The organism is uncultured Pontibacter sp. (assembly GCF_947495565.1).
GTDB lineage: Bacteria > Bacteroidota > Bacteroidia > Cytophagales > Hymenobacteraceae > Pontibacter.
Genome location: NZ_CANLZM010000004.1, coordinates 207,013 through 231,655 on the forward strand (window position 1 = coordinate 207,013; position 24,643 = coordinate 231,655).

18 protein-coding genes and 1 tRNA gene are annotated in these 24,643 nt (G+C 45.7%); 7 read left to right on the forward strand and 12 right to left on the reverse strand.

Annotated features, from left to right (window positions below; translation table 11 throughout):
• Nucleotides 1-166: 166 nt before the first annotated feature.
• From bshB1 to Q1B04_RS07300, 8 genes are all read right to left on the reverse strand, one after another.
• Nucleotides 167-883, reverse strand: coding sequence for a bacillithiol biosynthesis deacetylase BshB1 (gene bshB1, locus Q1B04_RS07265; RefSeq protein ID WP_299757419.1), 717 nt, complete (start codon nt 881-883; stop codon nt 167-169).
• 11 nt (nt 884-894) lie between these two features.
• On the reverse strand, nt 895-1,872 hold the full coding sequence (locus tag Q1B04_RS07270; RefSeq protein WP_299757421.1) for a M23 family metallopeptidase: 978 nt from the start codon (nt 1,870-1,872) through the stop codon (nt 895-897).
• 214 nt (nt 1,873-2,086) lie between these two features.
• On the reverse strand, nt 2,087-3,025 hold the full coding sequence (gene trxB, locus Q1B04_RS07275; RefSeq protein WP_299757423.1) for a thioredoxin-disulfide reductase: 939 nt from the start codon (nt 3,023-3,025) through the stop codon (nt 2,087-2,089).
• Between the two features lie 146 nt (nt 3,026-3,171).
• Nucleotides 3,172-4,035 (reverse strand): sigma-70 family RNA polymerase sigma factor, encoded by an 864-nt coding sequence (locus Q1B04_RS07280; protein ID WP_025605096.1) that lies wholly within the window; start codon nt 4,033-4,035, stop codon nt 3,172-3,174.
• 192 nt (nt 4,036-4,227) lie between these two features.
• Nucleotides 4,228-6,366 carry a polyribonucleotide nucleotidyltransferase gene (gene pnp / locus Q1B04_RS07285; RefSeq protein WP_299757434.1) on the reverse strand — a complete coding sequence of 713 codons (2,139 nt, stop codon included), beginning with the start codon at nt 6,364-6,366 and terminating at the stop codon, nt 4,228-4,230.
• A 136-nt stretch (nt 6,367-6,502) separates the two neighbouring features.
• Complete coding sequence (gene rpsO, locus Q1B04_RS07290; protein WP_266205382.1) at nt 6,503-6,778, reverse strand: 30S ribosomal protein S15; 276 nt, start codon at nt 6,776-6,778, stop codon at nt 6,503-6,505.
• A gap of 109 nt (nt 6,779-6,887) precedes the next feature.
• Complete coding sequence (locus tag Q1B04_RS07295; RefSeq protein WP_299757440.1) at nt 6,888-8,300, reverse strand: LptF/LptG family permease; 1,413 nt, start codon at nt 8,298-8,300, stop codon at nt 6,888-6,890.
• Nucleotides 8,301-8,398: 98 nt separating this feature from the next.
• Nucleotides 8,399-8,803, reverse strand: a complete 405-nt coding sequence (locus tag Q1B04_RS07300; protein ID WP_299757442.1) for an START-like domain-containing protein — start codon at nt 8,801-8,803, stop codon at nt 8,399-8,401.
• Between the two features lie 134 nt (nt 8,804-8,937).
• On the opposite strand from Q1B04_RS07300, the gene Q1B04_RS07305 reads away from it, so the two are divergent.
• Nucleotides 8,938-9,011 (forward strand) — tRNA-Met (locus tag Q1B04_RS07305).
• 772 nt (nt 9,012-9,783) lie between these two features.
• Nucleotides 9,784-11,400: an alpha-amylase family glycosyl hydrolase gene (locus Q1B04_RS07310; RefSeq protein WP_299757445.1), complete on the forward strand. Its 1,617-nt coding sequence runs from the start codon at nt 9,784-9,786 to the stop codon at nt 11,398-11,400.
• Nucleotides 11,401-11,469: 69 nt separating this feature from the next.
• Here Q1B04_RS07310 and Q1B04_RS07315 read toward each other — a convergent pair.
• Nucleotides 11,470-12,712, reverse strand: a protein-coding gene (locus Q1B04_RS07315; RefSeq protein WP_299757448.1) for an IS3 family transposase whose coding sequence is annotated in 2 segments (ribosomal slippage) — nt 11,470-12,373 and nt 12,372-12,712 — 1,245 coding nt in all. Because the reading frame shifts where the segments join, the coding sequence is not laid out codon by codon here.
• A 217-nt stretch (nt 12,713-12,929) separates the two neighbouring features.
• A complete protein-coding gene (locus tag Q1B04_RS07320) occupies nt 12,930-14,858 on the reverse strand; it encodes an ABC-F family ATP-binding cassette domain-containing protein (RefSeq protein ID WP_299757451.1) in 1,929 nt (642 codons plus the stop codon).
• A gap of 351 nt (nt 14,859-15,209) precedes the next feature.
• Here Q1B04_RS07320 and Q1B04_RS07325 point away from each other — a divergent pair, with 351 nt between their 5' ends.
• Nucleotides 15,210-15,761 (forward strand): 2'-5' RNA ligase family protein, encoded by a 552-nt coding sequence (locus Q1B04_RS07325; protein WP_299757453.1) that lies wholly within the window; start codon nt 15,210-15,212, stop codon nt 15,759-15,761.
• Nucleotides 15,762-16,175: 414 nt separating this feature from the next.
• Complete coding sequence (locus Q1B04_RS07330) at nt 16,176-18,386, forward strand: catalase (RefSeq protein WP_299757456.1); 2,211 nt, start codon at nt 16,176-16,178, stop codon at nt 18,384-18,386.
• A gap of 84 nt (nt 18,387-18,470) precedes the next feature.
• Here Q1B04_RS07330 and Q1B04_RS07335 read toward each other — a convergent pair whose 3' ends face one another.
• Both Q1B04_RS07335 and hslV read right to left on the reverse strand, forming a co-directional pair.
• Nucleotides 18,471-19,442, reverse strand: a complete 972-nt coding sequence (locus Q1B04_RS07335) for a deoxyhypusine synthase family protein (RefSeq protein WP_299757458.1) — start codon at nt 19,440-19,442, stop codon at nt 18,471-18,473.
• Between the two features lie 183 nt (nt 19,443-19,625).
• Nucleotides 19,626-20,168, reverse strand: coding sequence for an ATP-dependent protease subunit HslV (gene hslV / locus Q1B04_RS07340; protein ID WP_299757460.1), 543 nt, complete (start codon nt 20,166-20,168; stop codon nt 19,626-19,628).
• Between the two features lie 296 nt (nt 20,169-20,464).
• Between hslV and Q1B04_RS07345 the strand changes: the two genes are divergently transcribed.
• From Q1B04_RS07345 to Q1B04_RS07355, 3 genes are all read left to right on the forward strand, one after another.
• Nucleotides 20,465-22,078 (forward strand): CTP synthase, encoded by a 1,614-nt coding sequence (locus Q1B04_RS07345; protein ID WP_299757462.1) that lies wholly within the window; start codon nt 20,465-20,467, stop codon nt 22,076-22,078.
• Between the two features lie 29 nt (nt 22,079-22,107).
• On the forward strand, nt 22,108-23,943 hold the full coding sequence (yidC, locus tag Q1B04_RS07350; protein WP_299757465.1) for a membrane protein insertase YidC: 1,836 nt from the start codon (nt 22,108-22,110) through the stop codon (nt 23,941-23,943).
• Between the two features lie 103 nt (nt 23,944-24,046).
• Nucleotides 24,047-24,634: a hypothetical protein gene (locus Q1B04_RS07355; RefSeq protein WP_299757468.1), complete on the forward strand. Its 588-nt coding sequence runs from the start codon at nt 24,047-24,049 to the stop codon at nt 24,632-24,634.
• Nucleotides 24,635-24,643: the final 9 nt, after the last annotated feature.

Here is a 24,643-nt window from a genome sequence, read left to right on the forward strand (position 1 = left end):
CCTGCATTTCATTTTCCAGGTTTTAGAAACTTACAAAATATAGAAGTTCATTTTAAAGCTCTAGAAGTATAAAAGGGAGAGCCGCTAAACGCTTAGCGGCTCTCCCTTTTATACTTTAACATTGAGGCTGCTATTAATTAAGTTAAGTAGCATCCATTCTATTTCTCTACAGCAAATCAAATAAATTTTTGACTCCTAAATGACGCTCTTTTGTGAATCCCTCACCATATGTTACCCCAATGGCATGTCCTAGTTCCTTTGCCCTGGCCTCAATAAAATCAAGGAATTCTGGCGAAGAGATATAGGTGTTTGGCGAGCTATCATCCGGATTATAAAACTGAGATTTGAAGGCACGTATCGTTTCCATCTTTTTCTCCCAATATGGAGTCACGTCAACCACAAAATCAGGCGTGATAAGGCGGTCCTGGATATAATGATATACAGCTTTCGGGCGCCATGCTTCCTGATCTCCTTCCGATATTTGCGTTTTAATCATTTTCAGGCCTGATTTGAAACAAGCCTCTGATACTAAAATAGATCCTCTGCCATGATCTGGATGCCTGTCATGCACGGCGTTTGCAATCACAACATCAGGTTTATACTTCCTCAGCACCTTCACCACCTCTAATTGATGATCACGATCATTCTGGAAGAAGCCATCAGCAAAGCCGAGGTTTTCACGCACGCTAATTCCCATCACTTTGGCAGCGTCTAAACCTTCCTGAAGGCGTACTTCAGGAGTGCCCCTTGTCCCTAACTCACCAGCCGTCAAATCAACAATCCCTACTTTAAGTCCAGCTTCTACATGGGCTATAAGCGTTCCTGCACAACCCAGTTCAATATCATCAGGGTGCGAGGCAAAGGCAAGTATATCTAATTTCATTCTGTATTTTATTATCTAATACGCAGCGACCGCCCAAGTTTTAAAGTGGTGCGCGTACTAATACCATTTAAGCGCGTTAGTTGGCTAACGGATACGCCGTATTTCTTTGCTATTCCAGACAAGGTGTCGCCACTGCGCACTTTGTGGTAGGCAGCTCTGCGCCCGCTGCTGCTGCCACCGCTTTTAGACCTATTTGCATAATTGAAAACAGCAGAGGTGATCTGGTAACTTTCCCCTTTGAGTAGGTAATCCGGGAAATCATAGATGTTTTCCGGATCCATGGGATTGCCTTGGAAGCGCACTTCATAATGCAGGTGCGGCCCTGAACTACGCCCTGTGCTTCCGCCTAAACCGATCACTTCACCTGCTTTCACAAAATCTCCTGACTTAGAAATTGTTCTGCTCATGTGTCCATAAAGCGTTTCTAAGCCATTATAATGGCGAACAACAATATAATTGCCGTAGCCACCTCCATCCCATTTATTGATGCGCACCACCCCGTCGAAGGCAGCATAAATGGAGTCACCTGTATCCAGATCTATGTCTGTGCCATAGTGCCAACGTCCGCTACGAGGCCCAAACCTGCTTGTAATCGGAGTTTTCTCCAATGGCATTTTATATTCCCGGTTGTTATTGGGATCATATAATTTGATATCCACCGTATCCTTTAGCTGGCGGCTGTCCAGACGGTAAGGGTTAATATTTCGGGTATCCCAAATAGAGTAGTAGCCTGCAATCCTGATCCAGGTAGAATCTACAAGAACCTCCTCAGACATCTCTACAATATGCTGCTCGCCCAGGTCGAGTTCTGATGTATCCTCACTAACTATTGATAACTCTTTTTTTGGGTTGAAATAGATAGACTGATCAGGGTCTGAATCATCATCCGGGAAATCCTCATACTTTATAAGAATAGTTGTGTCCGGACGCACGTACTGTATCTTAGGTGTATTCACCTTGAACAGGTCTTTCACCTTCCCTTGTGCCAACGCACCAGCTGCGTTACAAAGTAAGCTTAGAGTTAACAGTACAAAAATTAAGGGTGCTTTGTTCTTGAACATTTGCATCAAAAGGTTGGCTGTGCTGCCTTACTGCAGCACGTTATTCGCTAAATAAAACTGCAGCACAGCCATTTTATTGTGATACACCTGAAGCCAGGTTTTGATAATTAATGAGCTACTGGTGCAATACGGCAACTACAAATTAATGCAAACCCTTTGCTGCCAGGTAACGCTCCGCGTCTAATGCCGCCATACATCCAGAGCCAGCAGCTGTAACTGCCTGACGGTATGTAAAATCTTGCACGTCGCCACAGGCAAATACACCATCAATATTCGTTTTGGCCGTTCCTGGTATTGTGCGTATATACCCATTCTCATCCAAGTTTAGATACTCAGCAAAAATGGCTGAATTAGGCTCATGGCCGATTGCCACAAAGAATCCTTTTACAGGAATCTCTGTCAGCTCATTTGTAAGTACATTCTTTACTCGGACTGCATCAACAGTATCTTTACCTAAAATCTCGTCAGTAACCGTGTTCCAAAGCACTTCAATGTTTTTAGTGTTTTTTACACGCTCCTGCATAATGGTGGACGCACGCATTTCATCGCGGCGTATCAGCATATATACTTTATTGCATAAGTTTGATAGGTAAGTAGCTTCTTCTGCAGCAGTATCTCCTGCTCCCACTATAGCCACATCCTGGCCTCTGTAAAAGAAACCATCACAAACTGCACAGGCAGAAACGCCACTACCATTTAACCTAGACTCAGACTCAAGGCCCAACCATTTTGCAGATGCGCCAGTTGAAATTATGACTGCATCAGCTTCTATTGTCTTTTGGTCATCAATTACTACCTTATGCGGCTTGGAAGAAAAATCCACTGCAGTAGCTATACCGTAACGAACATCTGTACCAAAGCGCTCAGCCTGCTTTTTAAAGTCCTCCATCATCTCAGGCCCCATAACTCCCTCAGGGTAACCAGGATAATTTTCAACATCGTTGGTTATAGTTAGCTGGCCACCAGGCTGCAAGCCCTGATATAGTACCGGATTAAGACCGGCTCTGGAAGCATAAATAGCTGCTGTATAACCAGCTGGTCCGGACCCAATGATAAGGCATTTTACTTTTTCTATTTCCATTACTGTTTTTAATTCTAAAAGAAATTTGGATGCAAGTATACAAAATTTCTAGGCCTCTGCATTCATTTGCACAACCAAAAAGGTAATCTAAGTAGAAACAAAAAGCCCTGGCTTTGGGCCAGGGCAGTATTGCTGTTGTAGTGCAATTAACCTAAGTATGGCTTCAGTGCTTTACTTCTTGAAGTATGGCGAAGTCTGCGGATAGCTTTTTCCTTGATCTGCCGAACGCGTTCGCGGGTAAGGTTAAACTTTTCGCCTATTTCCTCTAGTGTTAAAGAATGCTCCCCATTCAAACCAAAGTACAAAGTAATAACATCTGCTTCTCGTTTGGTAAGCGTAGATAAAGCGCGCTGCACTTCTTTGCGAAGTGAGTCGTTCATTAAGCCCATGTCTGGCGATTCTTCGTCTTCGTTTTCCAGCACGTCCAGCAAACGGTTTTCCTCACCCTGAACAAATGGTGCATCCACAGAAACATGACGGCCTGATATCTTCAGAGTATCAACTACCTCAGCGGTAGTTAACTCCAGTACTTCGGCAATTTCCTCCGGAGATGGCTCACGTTCGAACTTTTGCTCCAGCTCAGAGAAAGATTTAGAGATTTTATTTAGTGACCCTACACGGTTAAGCGGCAAACGCACAATACGCGACTGCTCTGCCAACGCCTGCAAAATTGACTGACGGATCCACCAAACAGCGTAAGAAATAAATTTAAAACCCCGGGTTTCGTCGAATCGTTTGGCAGCTTTAATCAGACCCAGGTTACCTTCATTGATAAGGTCGCCCAAAGATAGGCCCTGATTTTGATACTGCTTTGCCACCGATACCACAAATCGTAAGTTGGCTTTGGTTAACTTCTCAAGCGCAAACTGATCTCCTTCTTTAATTCTCTGTGCCAGCGACACCTCTTCGTCCGGAGTAAGCAAATCAACTTTACCAATCTCCTGCAGATACTTGTCCAGTGATTGGCTCTCGCGGTTTGTAATCTGTTTGCTTATCTTGAGTTGTCTCATCTGAGTATGTATTATTCAAAAAAATTGTGAAATCTATTGTTTTGGCTCGGTGACTTAACATCAGAAAATCGCGCAAAGTTCTGTCATCTTCAGAATAAAATCAAGATGCAGTACAAAGGCGACAAAAAATAAAAACTCTTGGTGCCTTTAGAGCCACTAAAGCCAGACACCAAGAGTATACTATAGCAGGTGTTATTGGTTGTCTTCTGCTCCTGGCTTTGGCAAAATTGCCTTGCGGGAAAGCTTGAATTTACCTGTCTTTTTATCTACATCAATGAGCTTCACTTTCACATCTTCGCCAATCTCAAGTACGCCTTCCATTGTTTCCAGACGCTCGTGCTTAATCTCAGAGATGTGCAGCAAACCGTCTTTACCTGGCATAAACTCAACGAAAGCTCCATAAGGCTGGATAGACTTCACTTTGCCAATGTAAGTTTCGCCGATTTCCGGCTGCGCTGCAATAGCACGTATCTTACCGATGGCAGAATTCATAGAATCCTGGTCGCTGGCAAAGATATTTACATGGCCTTTTTCGTTTCTCTCTTCAATGATAACTGTTGCACCAGTATCCTTCTGGATCTGCTGAATCACTTTACCACCTGGTCCGATAACTGCACCGATAAACTCTTTGTCGATCACCATGTTGAATGAGCGAGGAGTATGTGGCTTATAATCCGGGTTAGGAGAAGTAAGGGTTTTAGACATTTCGTTGAGGATGTGCAAACGACCAGCATTAGCCTGCTGTAGCGCCTGTGTCATTACCTCATGTGATAAGCCTTGGATTTTGATGTCCATTTGGCAGGCTGTGATACCATTTGTTGTACCGGCAACCTTAAAGTCCATGTCACCTAAGTGGTCTTCATCCCCCAGGATATCAGATAGAACAGCAAATTTACCTGACTCTGGATTAGTTATCAAGCCCATGGCGATACCAGAAACAGCACCTTTTACAGGTACACCTGCATCCATCAAAGCTAAGCTACCGGCACAAACCGTAGCCATAGAAGAAGAACCGTTTGACTCCAGGATGTCAGAAACGATACGGATTGTGTATGGATTCTCAGACTCTGGTGGAAGCACTTTCTTCAGAGCACGCAGCGCTAAGTTACCATGACCGATCTCACGACGGCCCGGACCTCTGTTTGGTCTTACCTCACCTGTTGAAAACGCAGGGAAGTTATAGTGCAACAGGAACTTGTTCGTACCTGATACCATGGCGCTGTCGATCATTTGCTCATCCAGCTTGGTACCTAGCGTTACAGTAGTTAAAGACTGTGTTTCGCCACGTGTAAATACTGCTGAACCGTGCGTAGCAGGCAGGTAGTTTACCTCAGACCAGATAGAGCGAATTTCATCCAACTGACGGCCATCTAAACGAACGCGCTCATCAAGTATCATATTACGAACCGCCTCTTTCTCTACATCGTGGTAGTATACTTTGATCAGGTTCTCGTCATAGCCATGGTCTTCGCCAAGTGAAGCGATAAACTCATCACGTACAGCTTTAAAGCCTTCTGAACGCTCTTGCTTGTTTGCGCTGCCACGCTTGGCAACTGCATAAGCTTTTTCGTAAGTTGCTTCATAAACTTTTTGGCGCAGGTCATTATCATGTGTTTCGTGAGAATACTCACGCTTCACTGTTTTGCCTACCATTTCAGCAAGCTCCAGCTGCGCCTGGCAATGTGATTTAATAGCATCATGAGCGAACTGAATAGCTTCCAGCATCTCTGCTTCAGAAACCTCGTTCATCTCGCCTTCTACCATCACTACGCTATCGATAGAGGCACCAACCATCATATCGATATCCGCACGCTGCAGGTCGCTTACGCTTGGGTTAATTACCAACTGGCCATCAATTCGCGCAACACGAACCTCTGAGATAGGACCGTTGAAAGGAATATCAGATACCGCTAGTGCAGCTGAGGCAGCAAGAGCAGCCAGTGCATCTGGCATAATCTCTGTGTCAGCAGAGATTAGGTGTATAGTCATTTGGGTCTCTGCGTGGTAGTCTCCAGGGAACAGCGGGCGCAGCACTCGGTCTACCAATCGAGACACTAATACTTCATAATCAGAAAGTCTTGCCTCTCTTCTAAGGAAACCACCTGGAATCTTCCCTGAAGAGGCAAATTTCTCTTGGTAGTCTACAGAAAGTGGCAGGAAGTCAACCCCTTCGCGGGCTTCTTTGTTTGAAACAACAGCCGCAAGTAGCATGGTGTTACCCATCTTAACTACTACAGATCCGTCTGCTTGTTTGGCTAGTTTACCAGTTTCAATTGTTATCTCCCGTCCATCCGGAAGAAAAATAGTTTTACTAATTGCGTTGTAGGACATCTTCAATTATCGTTATCATCAAAAAAGACAGGGTCACCCATTGCAACTCTGTCGGTACTGGCAATTTAAGGAAGGAAGGGGGGTGCTGTAAAAAAGATTAGGGAATCCCATAAATGAATTCCCTAACACAACATGCTTATTTACGGATACCCAGCTCGCTAATAATAGCTCTGTATCTTTCAATATCATTTTTCTGGAGATAGTTCAGAAGTCTTCTTCTTTTACCTACCAGTTTCAAAAGACCAAGACGTGTGCTAAAGTCTTTTTTGTGAGTTTTCAGGTGCCCGGTTAGGTCCGCGATACGTGTCGTGAACAGCGCTATCTGAGCCTCAGGAGAACCTGTATCAGATTTTGACTTGTTGAAACCGTGCTTTTCGAAAATCTCTTGTTTCGCTTCAGTGGTTAATCTCATCGTAAAAATATCAATCTGTTTTTATCTTGCAAAGCTTGCTATACAAGCCACAAAGGTATATAATTTACTTTTACAAAAAAAACTTTTGCCAAATCTTTATATAGTGGTTTTACAGTTTATTACGCCGGAGGCGCGCCATCAGCTTTCGCCAGAAGTCCATTTCAAGTAAACTTGAGTCGCTGCGGGCCTGGTAAAGAAAGAATAAACCAATAGGAAGAAGTATAAAATTTGCGGCCCACATGCCTGCCCCTACCGACACAAGTCCCTCTCGCGCCCACTTTTCGCCAAGTATGGTCATTACATACATGGTTATAAAGAAGATGATTGAGATGACAACAGGAACTCCTAAACCGCCTTTTTTGATAATAGCACCCAATGGGGCCCCAATCAGGAACATGACAATGATGGAAGCCGACTGAGTATACTTGCGCCAAATCTCTACTTCATAGTTATTCGCCTCTCGCAGGGTGGAGCGCACCCGCTCTACATAGCTACCTGTAAAGCTTTTTATGTTGCGCGCCTTATTTGTAGCCAGCACCAGTATTTCCGGGGTTGGCTCTGGTAACTCACGCTCTAACTTCTTGCCCATTAAACGCAGACCGTTCTTCACCTGGCCAGTATCTGCTTTAAAGTACATGTAAAAAGGATCAACGTTTGGGGCATATAGCTGCTGCTCACGCTGGCTATGGTTGCGCAAAGAGTCAGTCACCACGTTCAGCTCACTGATGTTTTTCATCATCTTGTTATCTGAAAACAGCTCTTCGCGGGTGCGGTCGAAGTTAAAGGATGCCATACTTAGCATCAGCTTACTCTTTTCAAACTCCTGCCTTACAAACTGTTCGTTGGAGCTACGAAAGGAGGAATTGTTCTGATCGACATAGGTATTACCGCGAAACAGCTCCAGAACCAGGTAAGAATCGTTGTAATCCATGTACATCTCTCCGGAGTCCGCCAAAATCACAGTGGTATTGGTGCCGCCTTTCGTATGGTCATAGATCATCACTTCGCGCAGGCTTTGACCGTCGTTCAGCTTTTCGTTTACTTTTATACTATAACCTGGGATACCATTATAAAACGCACCTTCCTTGAAATTCATAGCGGGCTTTTTCTGCCGAATATCCCAAAGAAGGCTATAGGCCTTAAGGTTTGCCTTAGGCACAACCATGTTATTGAAGAAGAAGGCTCCTACGGTGATTAGGCCCACCACGATCAGGACAGGTCTCAGAATACGGGTGAGCGCAATGCCGGATGTTTTAATGGCAGTCAGCTCATGGTGCTCCCCCAAAGATCCAAAAGTCATAAGAGAGGACAGCAGCACAGCTAATGGCAGAGCCACCGGCGCCATGTTAATACTGAAATAGAAAAGGAGTTCACCAAAAACCTCTGAGCCCAGGTCTTTACCAACCAGCTCGTCAAGGTACTTTAGCATGTACTGGGTGAGCAGTATAAACTCCACCACAGCAAATGTCAGTAAAAAAGGGCCAAAAAACTCCCTGAGTATTAGCTTATCAAGTTTCTTCATGCGCAAAAAATGAGCAGCTGCTACCGTGGGGCAGCCACTTTAACCATGCTTTAGGAAGCAATTACCGTGCAAAGATAAGCTTTACTCCTGCAAAGATGCTAACCTCCTACTATTTCCCGCAGATTTTGCAGCAGATTGTCCCATAGTTCTTCTAATTCTTCCTGACTGTCTTCATTAGAGTAATCTACAACTTTAAGAAATTGTTCCTGCGTAAGCTCACTGCTCTCTATCTGGAAATCAATGTAAGGCGCATCAGGCAAATGTTTTCTATCTTCCGACAGGAAAAGAAAGCGCACGGAGCGGTTTGTGCGGTGGCCTGTCATTTCAGCGAAATGGTTGCGGCCGTCCCAAATGAAATTAAATATATTGTCTTCATTCAGCTTGGCATCGTCGCAGAACCACTGCGAAAGACCGCCGGGAGTGCTCAGGTACGGATAAAGCAGTTTAGCGGAGGCGTTAATAGGGTACTCCCGCACAAATTTCAACTTCGTATCTCTAGTCATAGGGGTATTGTAAGTGTCTGAGTAAGTATAGTATTAATTCTTCAAATTACATATATCTGAAAAATAAAATATTTTTTTTCAGAAGATATGCTTGCATATTTGAAAACAATTCCGCTATATTTGCACCACAATTCGGCGGGGTAGCTCAGATGGTTAGAGCGCAGGATTCATAACCCTGAGGTCGGCAGTTCGATTCTGCTCCCCGCTACTTAAATAAAAAGGCTTGCAGATTTTAAATCCGCGAGCCTTTTTTGGTTTACACCCCCTCCCACTTTTATCACCCTCACAAAACAATGCTTCAATAGATTTTCTTACACTATAAATTCAGCATATAAACACACAAAGCCATACTTTAAAGTATGGCTTTGTGTGTTTCCCCCTTTGGCAGTCCTTAACCTACCGCCACTATACTTAAATTATTTTCGTGCACGATCCTTCAAAAAAGTCGGCTTATTAATAGGCTCAGTTTTGTTACTTGAATATGCTGGACAGTATGTTTTCTGGCAAGAAGACATGAATGCAACAACAAAAATGAAGAGAAGAAGCTTTGGTAAAAGTGTTTTCATAAAATATGATTTTGTTAGCTTATATGTTTATTTGGTTGTTTTGAAACTTGTGAAAAACTTACTTTTCATACTTCCCATATGCTGTAAGTCATTTTATAAATGCAAATATATAAAGTTTAAAATCAATATTAATAGATATAATTAAATATTTAGATAGTAAAATACAAAGTGCAATTACTATATATCCACTGTTGTATATTAACCAATGTTACAACGATTTATTTATATTATTTTATCCAGCTAATATTTGAAGAAAGCAGGCTTTTAGGTAGTATGAGATAAGTTTAAGTCCACTATTTGTTTATCATCTACAAAATATCGTATGCCGAAAGAACTACCTGAGGGTTTATATCTTCAAAAGCAATGCTGCGTAGAAAGCCTACTAAAGACAGAATTTGTATTAGGCACATAACTATGAAGCAAGATCAAAATTACCTTTGGTGGCAATCAGGCATAATTTACCAAGTATACCCCCGCTCCTTTCAAGATTCTGACGGTGATGGTGTGGGCGATCTGTGCGGCATTATCAGCCGGTTGGATTACCTGAAATGGCTAGGCATAACAGCTGTGTGGGTTTCCCCGATTTACCCTTCTCCTATGGCTGACTTCGGTTATGACATCTCAGATTATTGCGGAATCCACCCCCTGTTCGGCACTATGGACGATTTTGACAAACTGCTGAAAGAGGTGCACAAACGCGACATGAAGCTTATACTTGACTTGGTACCCAACCACACGTCACATAAGCATGCCTGGTTCGAAGAATCCCGGTCATCTAAGGATAGCCCCAAGCGTGACTGGTACATTTGGCAGGATGCCCAAGAAGACGGCTCAGAACCTAATAATTGGCTTAGTGTGTTTGGCGGCAGCGCCTGGGAATGGGATAAGCAGACGGAGCAGTACTATTACCACGCCTTTCTGAAAGAGCAGCCGGATCTTAACTGGAGAAACCCGGAAGTGCAGCAGGCTATGTTTGATGTCATGCGCTTTTGGCTTGACAAAGGTGTAGACGGATTTAGGGTAGATGTAATGTGGCACATGATCAAGGACGAGAAACTGCGCGACAACCCCGCTAACCCTGACTATAAAGCGCACCAGGCCACCTATGAGCAGCTAATTCCGGCCTATTCTACAGACCAGCCCGAAATACACAACATTGTAGCGAAAATGCGCGAGGTAACAGATGCGTACGAGGAGCGTGTGCTTATCGGTGAGATATACTTACCAGTTCATAGGTTAGTGACCTATTATGGCCAGAACAACAACGGAGCGCACCTGCCTTTCAATTTTACACTGATAACTTTAGACTGGGATGCGCGGAGCATCAGCTCGCATGTGGATGAATATGAGGGTGCACTACCTGAAGGAGGATGGCCCAACTGGGTAATCGGTAACCACGACCAACCACGCATAACCAGCAGAATAGGTCGGGAACAAGCAAAAGTGGCAGCCATGCTCCTGCTAACGCTGCGCGGCACACCTACTTTATACTATGGAGATGAGTTAGGCATGCGCGATGTGCCAATTCCCGCCGACAGGATACAAGACCCGCAAGGCTTGAATATGCCAGACAAAGACCTTAGCCGAGACCCCGCCCGAACACCCATGCAATGGAGTGAAAAGGATTATGCCGGCTTTACCACAACTGAACCTTGGCTCCCGCTGCCGAATAATTACCAGCGAGTTAATGTAGAAGTACAAAAAGAGGATCAGTACTCTATGCTCTCGTTTTACAGGCGCTTGATTAAACTGCGCCAGCAAGAACCAGCCTTACATGTTGGGGATTACCAACCTGTTATCACAAGCGGCCCGTTAGTAGCTTATACACGGGAGAAAGATGGCAAGAAATTTATGGTGGTATTAAATCTGAGCCATAAGCCTTGTACCTTAAAAGAAGAACACCAACACTATACAGGCAAAGTTGTATTAGCCACAGACCCTGAGCGTGAAGGAGAAGCAGTAAAAGGCAGTTTTAACCTGTATGGTGATGAAGGTATACTTGTTGAATTAGCGAAAAGTATGGCTTATTAATTTTAGATCAAATTGAGAAAAAAACCTTAATTTAAAACCAGAACCCGTCCTAAAATAGGTTGACAGGTTTTACGATGATTTTAGAGAACCTGTGAGCAGCTGCTCACAGGTTTTTTCATGTACCTGCTGTGGTGTGAGCATCTTCAGGCTCAGGTGAGGCCTTCGGGTATTGTAGCTTTCCACCGCCTGTTTTACGAGCACTTCCAGTTCCTGCCCACTATTGCAGTTGTGGAATAAAAATTCTTCTTTGAGTATGCCGTTCATGCGTTCAGCCAACGCGTTCTGGTAGCAGTCATAGCCATCGGTCATCGAGCAGCTCACCTGATGTTTCTTCAGGATTTGTTGGTAGTTATGGGAGCAGTACTGCAGCCCGCGGTCCGAGTGGTGTATGAGTGGCAGGCAAGTCATGCGCCCTTTGATGACCATCTTCAGGGCCCTGCCCACGCTCTCGGCGCCCAGGTCATCACTCAGGGCATAGCCCATGATGCGCCGGCTGAAGGCGTCGGTGACCAGGGAGAGGTAATGGTTGCGCTCCTGGCTCTTGACATAGGTGATGTCAGAGAAAAAAACCTGCTCGGAGCGCTCGACGGCTAGCCCCTTGACCAGGTTAGGGTATTTCCTGAGCCAGTGTTTGGAGTCGGTGGTCCTGGTGTAGCTGCGGCGGGGAGAGATAAGCAGGTTCTCGGCCCGCAGATGGGCAAACAGGCCATCCCGGCCCAGCTTGATGCCCAGCTCCTGCAACTTGCCTGAGAGCAGGTAGTGCAGCTTTCTGGTACCTAGCCGCGGCAGCCCCCGGCGCACCTCCTGCACCAGCTCCCGCACAGGGGCCAGCTGGGCTGCCCGCCTCTTCTGCCGCGCCCTTGACTGGTAGAGTGACTGCCTGCTGCACCCGAACAAAGAAGAGAGACGCGCCAGGCTCACGCCCCCCTCTTGCTGGAAGATCCACATTGTTCGGGTAAGGGCTTTTTTGCCAGCTTGTGGCCACCTGCTGCTCGATGGTTTGAAGGGTCTTCTCCAGCACCTTGTTCCTGAGGCGCTCGTCGGAGAGCTCGCGCTCCAGGCGCTTGATCTTTTGGGCTGGGGTCTCGGCTTTCATCATGCGTGTGTGTATACCGGGATAATGCCAATCCAGCCGGCCGTGTTTCCTGAGCCACACCAAAACCGTGGAGCGCCCCTGGATGCCGTAGTGGCGCTGGGCCTGCTTGTAAGTCATCTCGCCTTCTTCAACCTGCCTGACAACAGCCAGCTTAAAGCCTAGCGGGTAGTCCCGACTCGTGCGCCTGCTGCGCCCTGCTGCTTCTTTTCCTTTCATAAGTCTAAATAGTGTCAACTTATTTCAGAACGACTCACCATACTTACATAAGGCAAGCCTGCTTAACGGTACCTTTTTATTCAAAAAAATTCCATCAGCTGCAGGTAGAGTCGATGGATAAGTATGGCAGCCCGATTTAAAAGTGATCTTAGATACCATGAAACAACGCCCCTTAGAGTTATGCTCTAAGGGGCGTTGTCTATACTTTTAAAGAAGTCTAATCAGCCATTTTAGTCTCAAGCTCTTCAGCCTCTAGCATCAGCTTTTCCCATTCTTCCTGCTTCTCATCCAGTTGCATTCTGATTTTATCGAATTCAGATGTGGCTTTCTGAAGCTTTTCTACATCGCCGAACACTTGTGGGTCTGCCAGTTGTTTTTCCTGGGCGGCTAACTTTTGCTCCAGTTTCTGCACCTCCTTTTCAACCTCGTTCACTTGCCTGTTAACCTGCTTTAGTTGGTTAGAGAGTTGCGTGTATTCGCTTTTCTCACGCGGTTGCTTTTCTGCTTTTGGTGCTGCAGCAGTGTTTGCAACCTCTTTCTTAGATCCCTTCTCGCGCTTCTCCTGCCAGGCCTCATACTCATGGTAAGTTCCCGGATACTCCTTCAGCTGATAATCTTCAATGTACCAAATCTTGGTCGCCACGTTCTCTACAAAATAGCGGTCGTGCGAAATCACCACAAAAGTACCTTCATACTGCTCCAGCGCCTGAATCAGGATATTAACCGACTGCATATCCAGGTGGTTAGTCGGTTCGTCCAGCATCAGGAAGTTAGCCTCCGAAATTAGTGTTTTAGCCAGCGCCACACGACTTTTCTCACCACCCGACAGCACTTTTATTTTTTTAAACACTTCATCTCCCGTGAACAGGAAAGAGCCAAGCAGGGACCTGAGCTCCATCTCAGACTTTTTGGAGCCAGCCTGCTGCAGCTCAGACAGCATATCATTCTCAACATTTAAGGACTCCAGCTGGTGCTGCGCATAGAATGAAAGTATAACATTATGGCCTAATTCGCGCTTTCCGTTTACAGGCTCGGTGCCGGCTATAATGCGCAGCAGCGTAGACTTACCTTTACCGTTTGCGCCCACTAAGGCCACTTTATCTCCACGCTCAATATGCACGTTGGTTTCCCGGAAAATGACTTTGTTCCCGTAAGCCTTGCTCATGTGCTCTAAGCGCAGAATGTGCCGGCCGGGCTGCGTGTTAAACTTAAAGCTAAAGTTAACCTTTGCCGCATCAGGCGCCACATCATCAATACGATCCATACGGTCCAACATTTTCTGACGGCTTTGTGCCTGCTTTGCCTTTGTTGCCTTCGCTTTGAAGCGCTCAATAAAACGCTCGGCCTGCCTGATCTGCGCCTGCTGGTTTTCAAAAGCACCTTTCTGAATCTCGTTACGCAGCTCCTTCTCCTCTACATAAAAGCTATAGTTGCCTGCGTATACATTCAGCTTCCCTCCAGATACCTCCACAATCATGTTCGTTGTGCGGTCCAGGAACTCCCGATCATGCGACACAATCACGACTGCTCCCTCATAACGCTCCAAGTATGACTCCAGCCACTTTATTGAGGGTAAGTCCAGGTGGTTGGTAGGCTCATCGAGAAGCAGCAACGATGGCTTTTGGAGCAATATCTTAGCCAGCATAACACGCATGCGCCAGCCACCTGAGAAAGAAGCTAGCGGCTGCTGCAACTCTTCTGTGCTAAAACCAAGCCCTTCCAGAATCGCCTCAGCTTCGGCCTGCATCGTATAGCCGCCCAACGCCTCGAACCGCTCCTGCAGTGTGGCAAGTTTGTCTACCAGATTATCATGAAAATTATTCTCGAACTCCACCAGAACCCTGTCAATTTCATCCTGCAGGTGTATTGCCTCCCCGAAAGCCTGCATTGCCACCGAAAGTATACTTTCATGGGTTTCGTAGCTGAGCAAATCCTGGTTCAGGAACCCGATGCTGGTTTCCTTGCTCATCTGAATGCTGCCGCTATCCGGTTTATATTCGCCTACAATCAGGCGCAGCAGCGTAGACTTTCCGGTACCGTTAAGCCCAATCAGGCCGATTTTATCTTTTGGTTTAATATGAAGGCTGGCATCCTCATACATGATGCGGCTGCCAAAGTGAAAGTTCAGGTTATTTATGGAAATCATTTGATCTGATATACTTTAAAAACCAAAGGTACTTATTTTTACACGTGAGATAAAAACAACAACTTGCCTTAAATAGTGCTGCACCTTGCTTAAAGTCACCTCTGGCCTGTCTGTAGCAGAAATTTAGTGGCTGCAAATTGAATTACGGCGCAACAACCTCTACATTTGCATTTTTAAAGCGTTAAAGATGCGTAACAGCCAGGCTAAGTCGTTAAAACGAATTAGTGAATTAGCCAAAGTATAGCTTTGGTTACTGGCTGGTAAACAATTATGCTTAGGGCTCGTTTAGATAATTTATGCGATCGCCGCGCCTGGTTAGGCGGGCAACACCAGTACTGAAAGCTATACTATATGATTGCGATTGCTTCGCTTTTGGACAAGAAAACTTCTGAGCGTGTGTCTGAGCTTACTGAGCTTCTGGAAAAGAAATTCGGCCTGAGCGGTGTTAAAATTACGCCATACCCACACCTGACGCTGCTTACCGCCGAAGTGCCAGATACAGAAGAACTAAAACAGTATCTGGAGTCTACCTGCTATACTGCGCATAATTTCACCATACGCACTACTGGCTTAGGCATCTTTCCGGGCGAAAACCCGGTAGTATACATTCCTGTGTTGCGCACTCCTCCTCTAAACCAGTTTCATAGCCGCCTCCACCGCGATATTTCGGAGATGAGCACAGAAATGGGCGTGTACTATAATACAAACCTGTGGCTGCCCCATATCTCGCTTGCATTAGGAGACACCACGCCTCATATGCTTGGCCCTGTGCTGGCGTTTCTGTGCCAGTTCAACTTTAACTGGGAGATCACCCTTGACAACTTAACCATTCTTCAAAAATGCGGAGAATTTTTCCTGAAAGATGAGGAGTTTCGGTTTGGAAGGCGCGAACTAATTTGCTAATCACACGCTTCAATTCAAGTATAGTACACCCTTCTGTCAGTGTTCTTAATTACTATTTTAAGATACTTTAGTCAAAGCTATAATTTTAATCAATTTATACTTTTAAGAGTTTTCTCCTCTCCTTCACCTAGTATAATCTTATCGAGCTCAATATCAATATTTAGTTTAATATCGATATTCATAGGCTGGACAAATCATTCTTTCTTCCCTTTCATTTTCTGCTTTGTTTCAGCTTTAAATTAAAGCTGAAACAAAATTTTCCAACGCAGATCAAAACCCTATCGTAGTTTCTGATAAGCCGGCTCTGATAGCTTTTACTGCAGCAGATTTCCGACTCATACAGATTTACTGCAGTGGCACCACAGGAGCCGAATTCCATAAAATCAGGAACCATTCTTTAAACAAGCTTCGAACATGAAGGAAAATGAAAACAAAGACGGGCAAGGCAATATGCCCCAAAACAAGGTGGATGAAAACAGCAAGGACAGACAGTTAGACAGCTTCCGGCAAGACAACACCGGCAAGTACATGACAACTGACCAGGGAGTTCGAATTAACCATACCGACGACTCCTTAAAAGCTGGTTCGCGCGGCCCTACACTTATGGAGGATTTCCATTTTCGGGAAAAGATGACTCATTTCGACCATGAGTCTATGCCGGAACGTGTGGTGCATGCCAGAGGCTCAGGCGCACATGGGTATTTTCAGCCATACGATGACTCGCTAAAAGAATTCACTAAAGCTAAATTCCTGACAAGCCCCGGCACAAAAACACCGGTCTTTGTACGCTTCTCTACTGTGGTAGGCTCTAGAGGCTCTGCAGACAGCGTACGGGACGTAAGAGGCTTTGCCACAAAGTTTTATACTGAAGAAGGCAACTATGATTTAGTTGGCAATAACATGCCTGTTTTCTTTATTCAGGATGCTAACAAGTTTGCTGACCTGGTGCATGCCATAAAGCCGATGCCTGATAATGAGATGCCGCAAGCATCAGCCGCGCACGATACTTTCTGGGATTTTGCCTCGCTTATGCCAGAAATCAACCATATGATTATGTGGGTGCTTTCAGACAGGGCCATACCGCGTAGCTTCAGAATGATGGAAGGGTTTGGCGTACATACGTTCCGTTTGATAAATGAAGCGGGCAAAGGTTCTTTCGTCAAGTTCCACTGGAGACCAAAGCTAGGCGCTCATTCTCTGGTGTGGGACGAGGCGCAGAAACTGGCAGGAAAAGATCCGGACTGGCTGCGTCGGGACCTTTGGGAGGCGATCGAAATGGGAGATTACCCTGAGTTTGAACTAAGCGTACAGATTGTACCGGAGGAAGACGAGTTTAAGTATGATTTTGATTTGCTTGATGCGACTAAGATTATACCTGAGGAGCTTGTGCCATTGAAGCCGGTAGGCCTTATGACCCTTACCCGTAACCCGGATAACTTCTACGCAGAGACAGAGCAAGTAGCCTTTCACCCTGGCAATCTGGTTCCCGGTATCGATGTAACCAATGACCCACTGCTTCAGGGCCGCCTATTCTCCTACATTGACACGCAGATTAACAGGTTCAGCAGCGCCAACTTTGCTGAATTACCTATCAACCGTCCAGTGGTTCCTGTAAACAATCATCAAGGTGCAGGCTTTATGCGTCAAACTATAGGTAAAGGCAAAGTAAATTACTGGCCAAATTCATTAGGTGGTGGCTGCCCTATGATGGCTCCGGAAAACCAGGGTGCATTTGTGCATTACATGGAGAAAGTAGAGGGACACAAAATAAGAGCTAGAAGCCAAAGTTTTAATGACCACTATAGCCAAGCCACGCTCTTCTGGAATTCTATGACAGATGTGGAGAAGCAGCATATTGTAAATGCAGCCCACTTCGAGCTCGGAAAAGTAGAAACAAAGGAGATTCAGGAAAGGATGGTTGGCCACTTCTCAAAAATTTCGATGGACCTTGCCAAGCGTGTTGCGGAAGGTATAGGTGTGGAAGTGCCGAAAAACTTTGACCAAAAATCTACCGGCAATTACGAGAACAACGAAGGGAGCAAAAAGATGCAGCAAGGCAAATCCGTAAAGGAATCTCCGGCTGTAAGTATGGAGCGCAACAAAGTTGAGACGGTTAAATCCAGAAAGGTTGCCATACTTGTTGAAGATGGCTTTGACTGTAATGAACTGACGCAGGTACGGCAGGCGCTTATGGATGCCGGCGCACATGTAAAAATTGTGTCAAAGCTATTGGGTATGCGTAAAGCAAGTAACGGAGAAAAGGTTAAGATTGATAAAAACCATGTTACCACCGGCTCCATTATGTATGATGCCGTTTACATTCCGGATGGCGAGCAAAGTATAGCAGCCCTGATGAAAGAAGGTGATGCGTTACATTTCATAAGTGAGGCATTTAAGCACTGCAAAACCATTGCTACATCCGGCCACGGCATTGCCCTGCTGGAAAGGGCATTTGTGATGGGAGTTGACTTTGCTGGCAAAGATTCAGGCGAGGTGAAAAGCCACAAAGGCATTATTACAGCCGGTAACGATGCAGATGCAGATGAGTTTGCTGCTATGTTTCTAGATGCGATAAAGAAACACCGCCACTGGGACCGAGAAGAAAAATCTATGGTGCCAGCTTAATAACAACAATGATAAAGAAGTATATAAACAGCAAAGCCAGGTGTATGCCTGGCTTTGCTGTTTATATAAAGATCAATCTTCTGATTACATATCCAGCACCAAAGCAAAAATAAGCGGCGCCACAATAGTAGCATCCGACTCAATCATATACTTTGGCGTGTCCTTACCTAATTTACCCCAGGTAATTTTTTCGTTTGGCACTGCACCGGAGTAAGAACCGTAGCTGGTGGTAGAGTCAGAGATCTGTGCGAAATAGCCCCAAAGCGGAACGCCGTCGCGCTGCAAATCCTGGTGCAACATCGGAACCACACAAATCGGGAAGTCGCCAGCTATACCACCGCCAATCTGGAAGAAGCCGATCGTAGACTCCTCTTTAGCAGTTTGTGTATACCACTCTGCCAGCTCCATCATGTACTGTATACCGGTTTTAACCGTGTGCACGTTTTTAATATCGCCGCTGATAACGTGGCCAGCGTAAATATTACCCAACGTAGAGTCTTCCCAGCCTGGGCAGATAATCGGAAGGTTCTTTTTAGCAGCTTCCAACATCCAGCTGTTTTTCGGGTCAATCTGGTAGTACTGCTCCAAATCGCCGCTCAAAAGTATCTGGTAGAAAAACTCGTGCGGGAAGTATGATTTACCTTCTTTGTCGGCTCTCTCCCAATACTTAAGAACTGTGTGCTCCAAACGGCGCATGGCCTCCTCCTCCGGAATACATGTATCTGTAACACGGTTCAGGTGGCGGCTAAGCAGCTCCTCTTCATCGGCAGCAGAAAGTTCACGGTAATGCGGCACACGCTCGTAAAAGTCATGCGCTACCAGGTTAAATATATCCTCCTCCAGGTTTGCGCCAGTACAAGAAATGGCATGCACTTTATCCTGGCGGATCATCTCAGCAAGTATAATCCCCAGCTCAGCGGTAGACATGGCACCTGCCAAAGTCACCAGCATTTTGCCGCCGTTGTTCAGGTGCGTTTTATACCCTTCAGCAGCATCTATCAGCGATGCCGCGTTAAAATGTTTGTAATGTTTCTTTAAGAATTCTGATACGTTCATAGTTCATAGTATAAAGCCATGCAAACCGGAATCTGCTAAGGCGATGGCAAGTTAAGAATTATTCGTATTTCGTTTACCGTTATTCGAAGTTAGCAAGTATAAAGTTTGTTTCTGCTGTAGCTACGCAGCTGCAATAGAATAAACCAGCTATAAAATTCTTAAAGCCACGAATTAAAACAATGCTTAAACGGAAGGCTTCTCGATGATAAGATTATGGTTGGTGTAGATACAGATGTCAGCTGCAATGGTCAGCGCCTCTCTCACCATTTCCTCTGCAGACAAATGCGGCGCATGCTTCTTAAGGGCTAAAGCGGCAGCATGTGCATACATACTTCCAGAACCAATGGCTGCAATCTGGTTGTCCGGCTCCAGCACATCGCCCGTTCCGGAAATAATCAGCAGTTCTTCTTTATTGGCAACTACCATCATGGCTTCCAGTTTGCGCAGGTACTGGTCTTTACGCCAGTCTTTGGCCAGCTCTATGGCTGCACGTTTCATGTTGCTCTGGTAGGCATTCAGCTTTTCTTCAAAGCGCTCCAGCAAGGTAAAAGCATCGGCGGTGGAGCCTGCAAAACCGGTTACGATTTTTCCATCCAGCAATTTGCGAATTTTCTTCACGTTGCTTTTGGCAATATGCTTATCCATGGTAGCCTGTCCGTCGGCACCCAGCGCCACCTCTCCGTTATGGAAAATACCGCACACGGTAGTTGATCTTATTTTAGTCATTCTGCTTATACTTTATTTAAAATATTTCGGCAGCAGCCACTCCTGAAAGTGGCGCATATCCATGGTAAAGCTACGGCAAAAGCAAACAAAAAGCCAAAATAGCAGGATGTGCCAGATTGGCGGTAGTTTGGTAAAGCTTAACAGCAGGCTTAGCGTCTATCAGCTGTTAATTCACCTAAATCATACTTGAATATTAAGAAAGATATACCTATGACGGCGCCTATTCTGTTCCGGAAATGTCAGGATTATAAAATTATAAACGTATCTTTGCAGCCCATAAGACTTAACCCAAACTTATGGCTACGAAATATATTTTTGTTACTGGCGGTGTTACCTCCTCTCTCGGAAAAGGCATAATTTCCGCTTCTCTTGCCAAACTTCTTCAGGCAAGAGGTTTCTCTGTTACAATCCAGAAATTCGATCCCTATATTAATATAGATCCAGGCACGCTGAACCCATACGAGCATGGCGAATGCTATGTAACGGAAGACGGTGCTGAAACCGACCTGGACCTTGGCCATTATGAGCGCTTCCTGAATGTGCCTACATCGCAGGCAAACAACGTTACCACCGGGCGCATTTACCACCACGTAATCACGCAAGAGCGTGATGGAGCCTATTTAGGAAAAACGGTGCAGGTTGTGCCGCATATCACAGATGAGATAAAGCGCCGCATGTTGCTCTTAGGCCAAAGCGGAGAGTTTGACATCGTAATTACTGAGATTGGCGGCTGTGTGGGTGACATTGAGTCTTTGCCATTTATTGAGGCAGTACGTCAACTTCGTTGGGAGCTTGGTGTCAACGAGTCCTGCGTGATTCACCTGACGCTTGTACCTTACCTGAAAGCCGCAGGAGAGCTTAAAACTAAGCCTACGCAGCACTCTGTTCGGGACCTTTCAGAAGCTGGTGTGCAGCCTGATATTCTGGTTTGCCGCTCAGAGCATCCAATTCCTACTGATCTTCGCAAGAAAATCGCTCTTTTCTGTAACGTAAAGCAAAATTCTGTTATTGAGTCAATTGATGCGGAAACTATTTACGATGTGCCGTTGCTCATGCGCAAAGAGAAACTGGACGAGCGTGTAATCTCAAAACTGAAGCTGCCGCACAGAGCTGAACCAAACCTGGACACCTGGAAAGAGTTTTTGGGCCGATTGAAAAACCCAACATCTGAGGTAAACATTGCCCTGGTTGGTAAGTATGTCGAGCTTCCAGATGCGTATAAGTCTATTATAGAGTCGTTTGTGCATGCAGGATCTGCAAACGAGTGCAAGGTTAACATCAAGTGGTTCCAGTCTGAGAATATCTCTGATGATAATGTAGCTGGCTTGCTGCAGCAGATGGATGGCGTGCTGGTGGCCCCTGGCTTTGGCGAACGCGGCTTTAAAGGAAAACTGGAGGCGATTCGTTTTGTACGCGAAAACAATATTCCGTTTATGGGCATCTGCCTGGGCATGCAATGCGCCGCTGTAGAGTTTGCCCGCAATGTACTTGGCCTTGAAGGAGCTGCCTCTACCGAGATGGATCCGAACACACCACATCCGGTGATTGACATGATGGAGGATCAGAAACAAATTAAGCAAATGGGCGGAACTATGCGTCTGGGTGCTTATACTTGTGAACTAAAAAAAGGATCTAAGGCTTATTCAATATACGGGAAATCAAAAATTTCTGAGCGTCACCGCCACCGTTATGAGTTTAATAACAAGTACTTACAGGCTTTTGACGAGGCCGGTATGCAAGCCACAGGTATAAACCCAGACACTGGTTTGGTGGAGATTATCGAACTGCAGAACCATCCATGGTTTGTGGCAGCACAATATCACCCTGAGTTGAAGAGCACTGTGCTTAACCCTCACCCACTCTTCTCAAAGTTTGTGAAAGCGGCCATCAACCATACAAAATCTAAATAAGCGCAATACACACAATTCAATAAAAGTAAATGGATAGAAATCAAGCGATTGGCTTTGGACTAATTGCCGTGCTGCTGCTGGCATACTCGTTCTTTTTCACGAGCCCGGAGCAGCCTGAGCAACAGGCAATGCAGGAAACAGCCAAAATAGAGCAACTGCAAACCACCACCGCGCCTACCCAGGAAGACTCATTGGCACAAGCCCACAGAGTCGCCTCTCTTGGTGCTTTTGGTGCAGCCGCAAACGGCCAGGCCAGCACAACTACTCTGGAGAACGAAAACATCCGCGTTATCTTTAACACAAAGGGTGGACAAGTAGAGGAAGTGCTGCTTAAGAACTACAAGACGTACGAAGGCGAGCCGCTCATCCTTTTCGACAGCGAGAGCAGCAATACGGATGTTGCCTTCACTACAAATGATGGAAAGCAGGTACAGCTTTCAGATCTGTATTTTACGGCTTCAGAGGTTAAAAATGTAACTGCTGAAGATAAATCAGGCAAAACAATCTCTTTCCGCGCTAACCTGGGCAATGGCCAGTTTATAGATCAGGTATATACGCTTTATAATGAAAACTTCATGCTGGGTTACAAACTGGCATTTGAAGGGCTGGAGCAACAGGTAGCAGGCAACAACTTGACCTTTACCTGGAGTGACAGACTGAAGCAGCTGGAAAGCGACCTGACGCAGAACCGTGCAAAATCCACGATCAACTTCGCTACGGTAGAAGACGGATATGACAACCTGTCGATATCTGAAGATAAAGAAACCATGACCGTGGAAGAACCGCTGAAGTGGGTAGCCAACAAGCAGAACTTCTTTACGGCAGGCATTATTGCGGGCAACCAATTCTCTGGTGCCCGCATGACTGCAACCGTTGACCCAACTGACACAACAGTGGTTAAAACGCTGGCATCTGAGATATTTATACCTACCAAGGATGTGGTTAGCGGCAATGGCGGCGAGTTCATGTTCTACTTCGGCCCGAACGATTACAAGATACTCAAGCACATCGGAAATGATTTTGACAGAAACCTTGATTTAGGCTGGGGAATATTTTCCTATGTAAACAAGTGGGTTATTATCCCGGCATTCGATTTTCTGGAGAATTATATCGGAAGCTACGGCATCATCATCATGCTGCTGGTGCTTTACATCAAAACAATCCTTTTCCCGCTGACATACAAATCATACTTGTCGATGGCGAAGATGAAGGTGTTGAAGCCTGAAATTGATGCCATAAAGGAGCGCAATGATGGTGACATGCAGAAAACGCAGATGGAAACCATGAAGCTGTACCAGGAAATGGGCGTAAACCCACTGAGCGGCTGTATTCCGATGCTGCTGCAGATTCCGATCCTGTTTGCCATGTTCAACTTCTTCCCGAACTCAATCGAGCTTCGCCAGGAGGCTTTCCTGTGGGCGACTGACCTGTCGACCTACGATGTATTTGCCAGGCTCCCGTTCACTATTCCGTTCTATGGCAGCCACGTAAGTATGTTTACCTTGCTGATGACCGCATCAACCATACTATATACTTGGTCTAACAACCAGATAAACTCACAGATGCAGGGGCCGATGAAGTTTTACAGCTACCTGATGCCGGTAATCTTCATGTTTGTACTGAACTCCTTCCCTGCCGGCCTGTCCTTCTACTACTTTGTGTCTAACATCGTAACATTCGGACAGCAGGCAGCCATACGTTACTTTGTAGACGAGACTAAAATCAGAACAAGGCTGGAAGAGAACAAGCACAAGAGAAAAGAGAAAAAAGAAAAAGGCGGCCCATCCTTTACAGAGCGTATGCAAGAAGCCATGCGTCAGGCACAGGAGCGCGAGCAGCAGAAACGAAACAAGGCTAAAAAATAAGCCTAGATAAGCTCAACAAAAAAGCCTTCTCCAATTGGGGAAGGCTTTTTTGTTGAGCTCTAATGCCGCAAAGCACGTATATAAGCTATATATGAAGAGCAGAATGAATACAACCAAATGGCCATACTTGCTATTGCTGCCGCTAACATTGCTTGGTTGCCAGCAAGGAAATGAGAATGAAGACGGCCTCGCCAGCACGCACCCAGAACTTGCTGAAGACCTAGCAAAAGACTCACTTACAGTTCCTTATAACGATAGCACCGATCGCGATCTCTACGACCGCTACCGCATTTCTACGGAGCAGTACTTGAACAGCGGTGATTACAATGTGGGCAATATATATCGGGGTAAACTGGCGCCTCTGGATGAGAGCAGCCATACCGATGCCCACACCCACCGCGCCGTACTTCAGCAGGGGCTGGAGCAAGGCGTCAACTTTGCTGGCAAGTATACTGTGGTTAGCATTGGCTGCGGCACCAACTGCCAGGAGCATTTTGTGATAGACAGAGAAACAGGCAAAGTGCTTGACAAAATTCAGAGTAGTACTGGCGCTAGCTTTAATGCCCAAAATCATTTATTTATAGTTAACCCACCGGACTCTGCCATCAACTATAACGCGTGCGCAGACTGCGAACCTGTCGCATATAAATTTGAAAACATGAAGTTCCAGCAACTGGAGCAGCAACCATAAACCTGTACA

Excerpts from the sequence above, each read along its gene's own strand:
- Q1B04_RS07355 (WP_299757468.1), top strand. The coding sequence starts at position 24,047 with ATGAATACAACCAAATGGCCATACTTGCTATTGCTGCCGCTAACATTG.
- Q1B04_RS07295 (WP_299757440.1), bottom strand. The coding sequence starts at position 8,300 with ATGAAGAAACTTGATAAGCTAATACTCAGGGAGTTTTTTGGCCCTTTT.
- Q1B04_RS07345 (WP_299757462.1), top strand. The coding sequence starts at position 20,465 with ATGGCTACGAAATATATTTTTGTTACTGGCGGTGTTACCTCCTCTCTC.
- Q1B04_RS07335 (WP_299757458.1), bottom strand. The coding sequence starts at position 19,442 with ATGAACGTATCAGAATTCTTAAAGAAACATTACAAACATTTTAACGCG.
- Q1B04_RS07320 (WP_299757451.1), bottom strand. The coding sequence starts at position 14,858 with ATGATTTCCATAAATAACCTGAACTTTCACTTTGGCAGCCGCATCATG.
- Q1B04_RS07310 (WP_299757445.1), top strand. The coding sequence starts at position 9,784 with ATGAAGCAAGATCAAAATTACCTTTGGTGGCAATCAGGCATAATTTAC.
- pnp (WP_299757434.1), bottom strand. The coding sequence starts at position 6,366 with ATGTCCTACAACGCAATTAGTAAAACTATTTTTCTTCCGGATGGACGG.
- rpsO (WP_266205382.1), bottom strand. The coding sequence starts at position 6,778 with ATGAGATTAACCACTGAAGCGAAACAAGAGATTTTCGAAAAGCACGGT.
- Q1B04_RS07300 (WP_299757442.1), bottom strand. The coding sequence starts at position 8,803 with ATGACTAGAGATACGAAGTTGAAATTTGTGCGGGAGTACCCTATTAAC.
- hslV (WP_299757460.1), bottom strand. The coding sequence starts at position 20,168 with ATGACTAAAATAAGATCAACTACCGTGTGCGGTATTTTCCATAACGGA.
- yidC (WP_299757465.1), top strand. The coding sequence starts at position 22,108 with ATGGATAGAAATCAAGCGATTGGCTTTGGACTAATTGCCGTGCTGCTG.
- Q1B04_RS07330 (WP_299757456.1), top strand. The coding sequence starts at position 16,176 with ATGAAGGAAAATGAAAACAAAGACGGGCAAGGCAATATGCCCCAAAAC.
- bshB1 (WP_299757419.1), bottom strand. The coding sequence starts at position 883 with ATGAAATTAGATATACTTGCCTTTGCCTCGCACCCTGATGATATTGAA.
- Q1B04_RS07325 (WP_299757453.1), top strand. The coding sequence starts at position 15,210 with ATGATTGCGATTGCTTCGCTTTTGGACAAGAAAACTTCTGAGCGTGTG.
- trxB (WP_299757423.1), bottom strand. The coding sequence starts at position 3,025 with ATGGAAATAGAAAAAGTAAAATGCCTTATCATTGGGTCCGGACCAGCT.
- Q1B04_RS07280 (WP_025605096.1), bottom strand. The coding sequence starts at position 4,035 with ATGAGACAACTCAAGATAAGCAAACAGATTACAAACCGCGAGAGCCAA.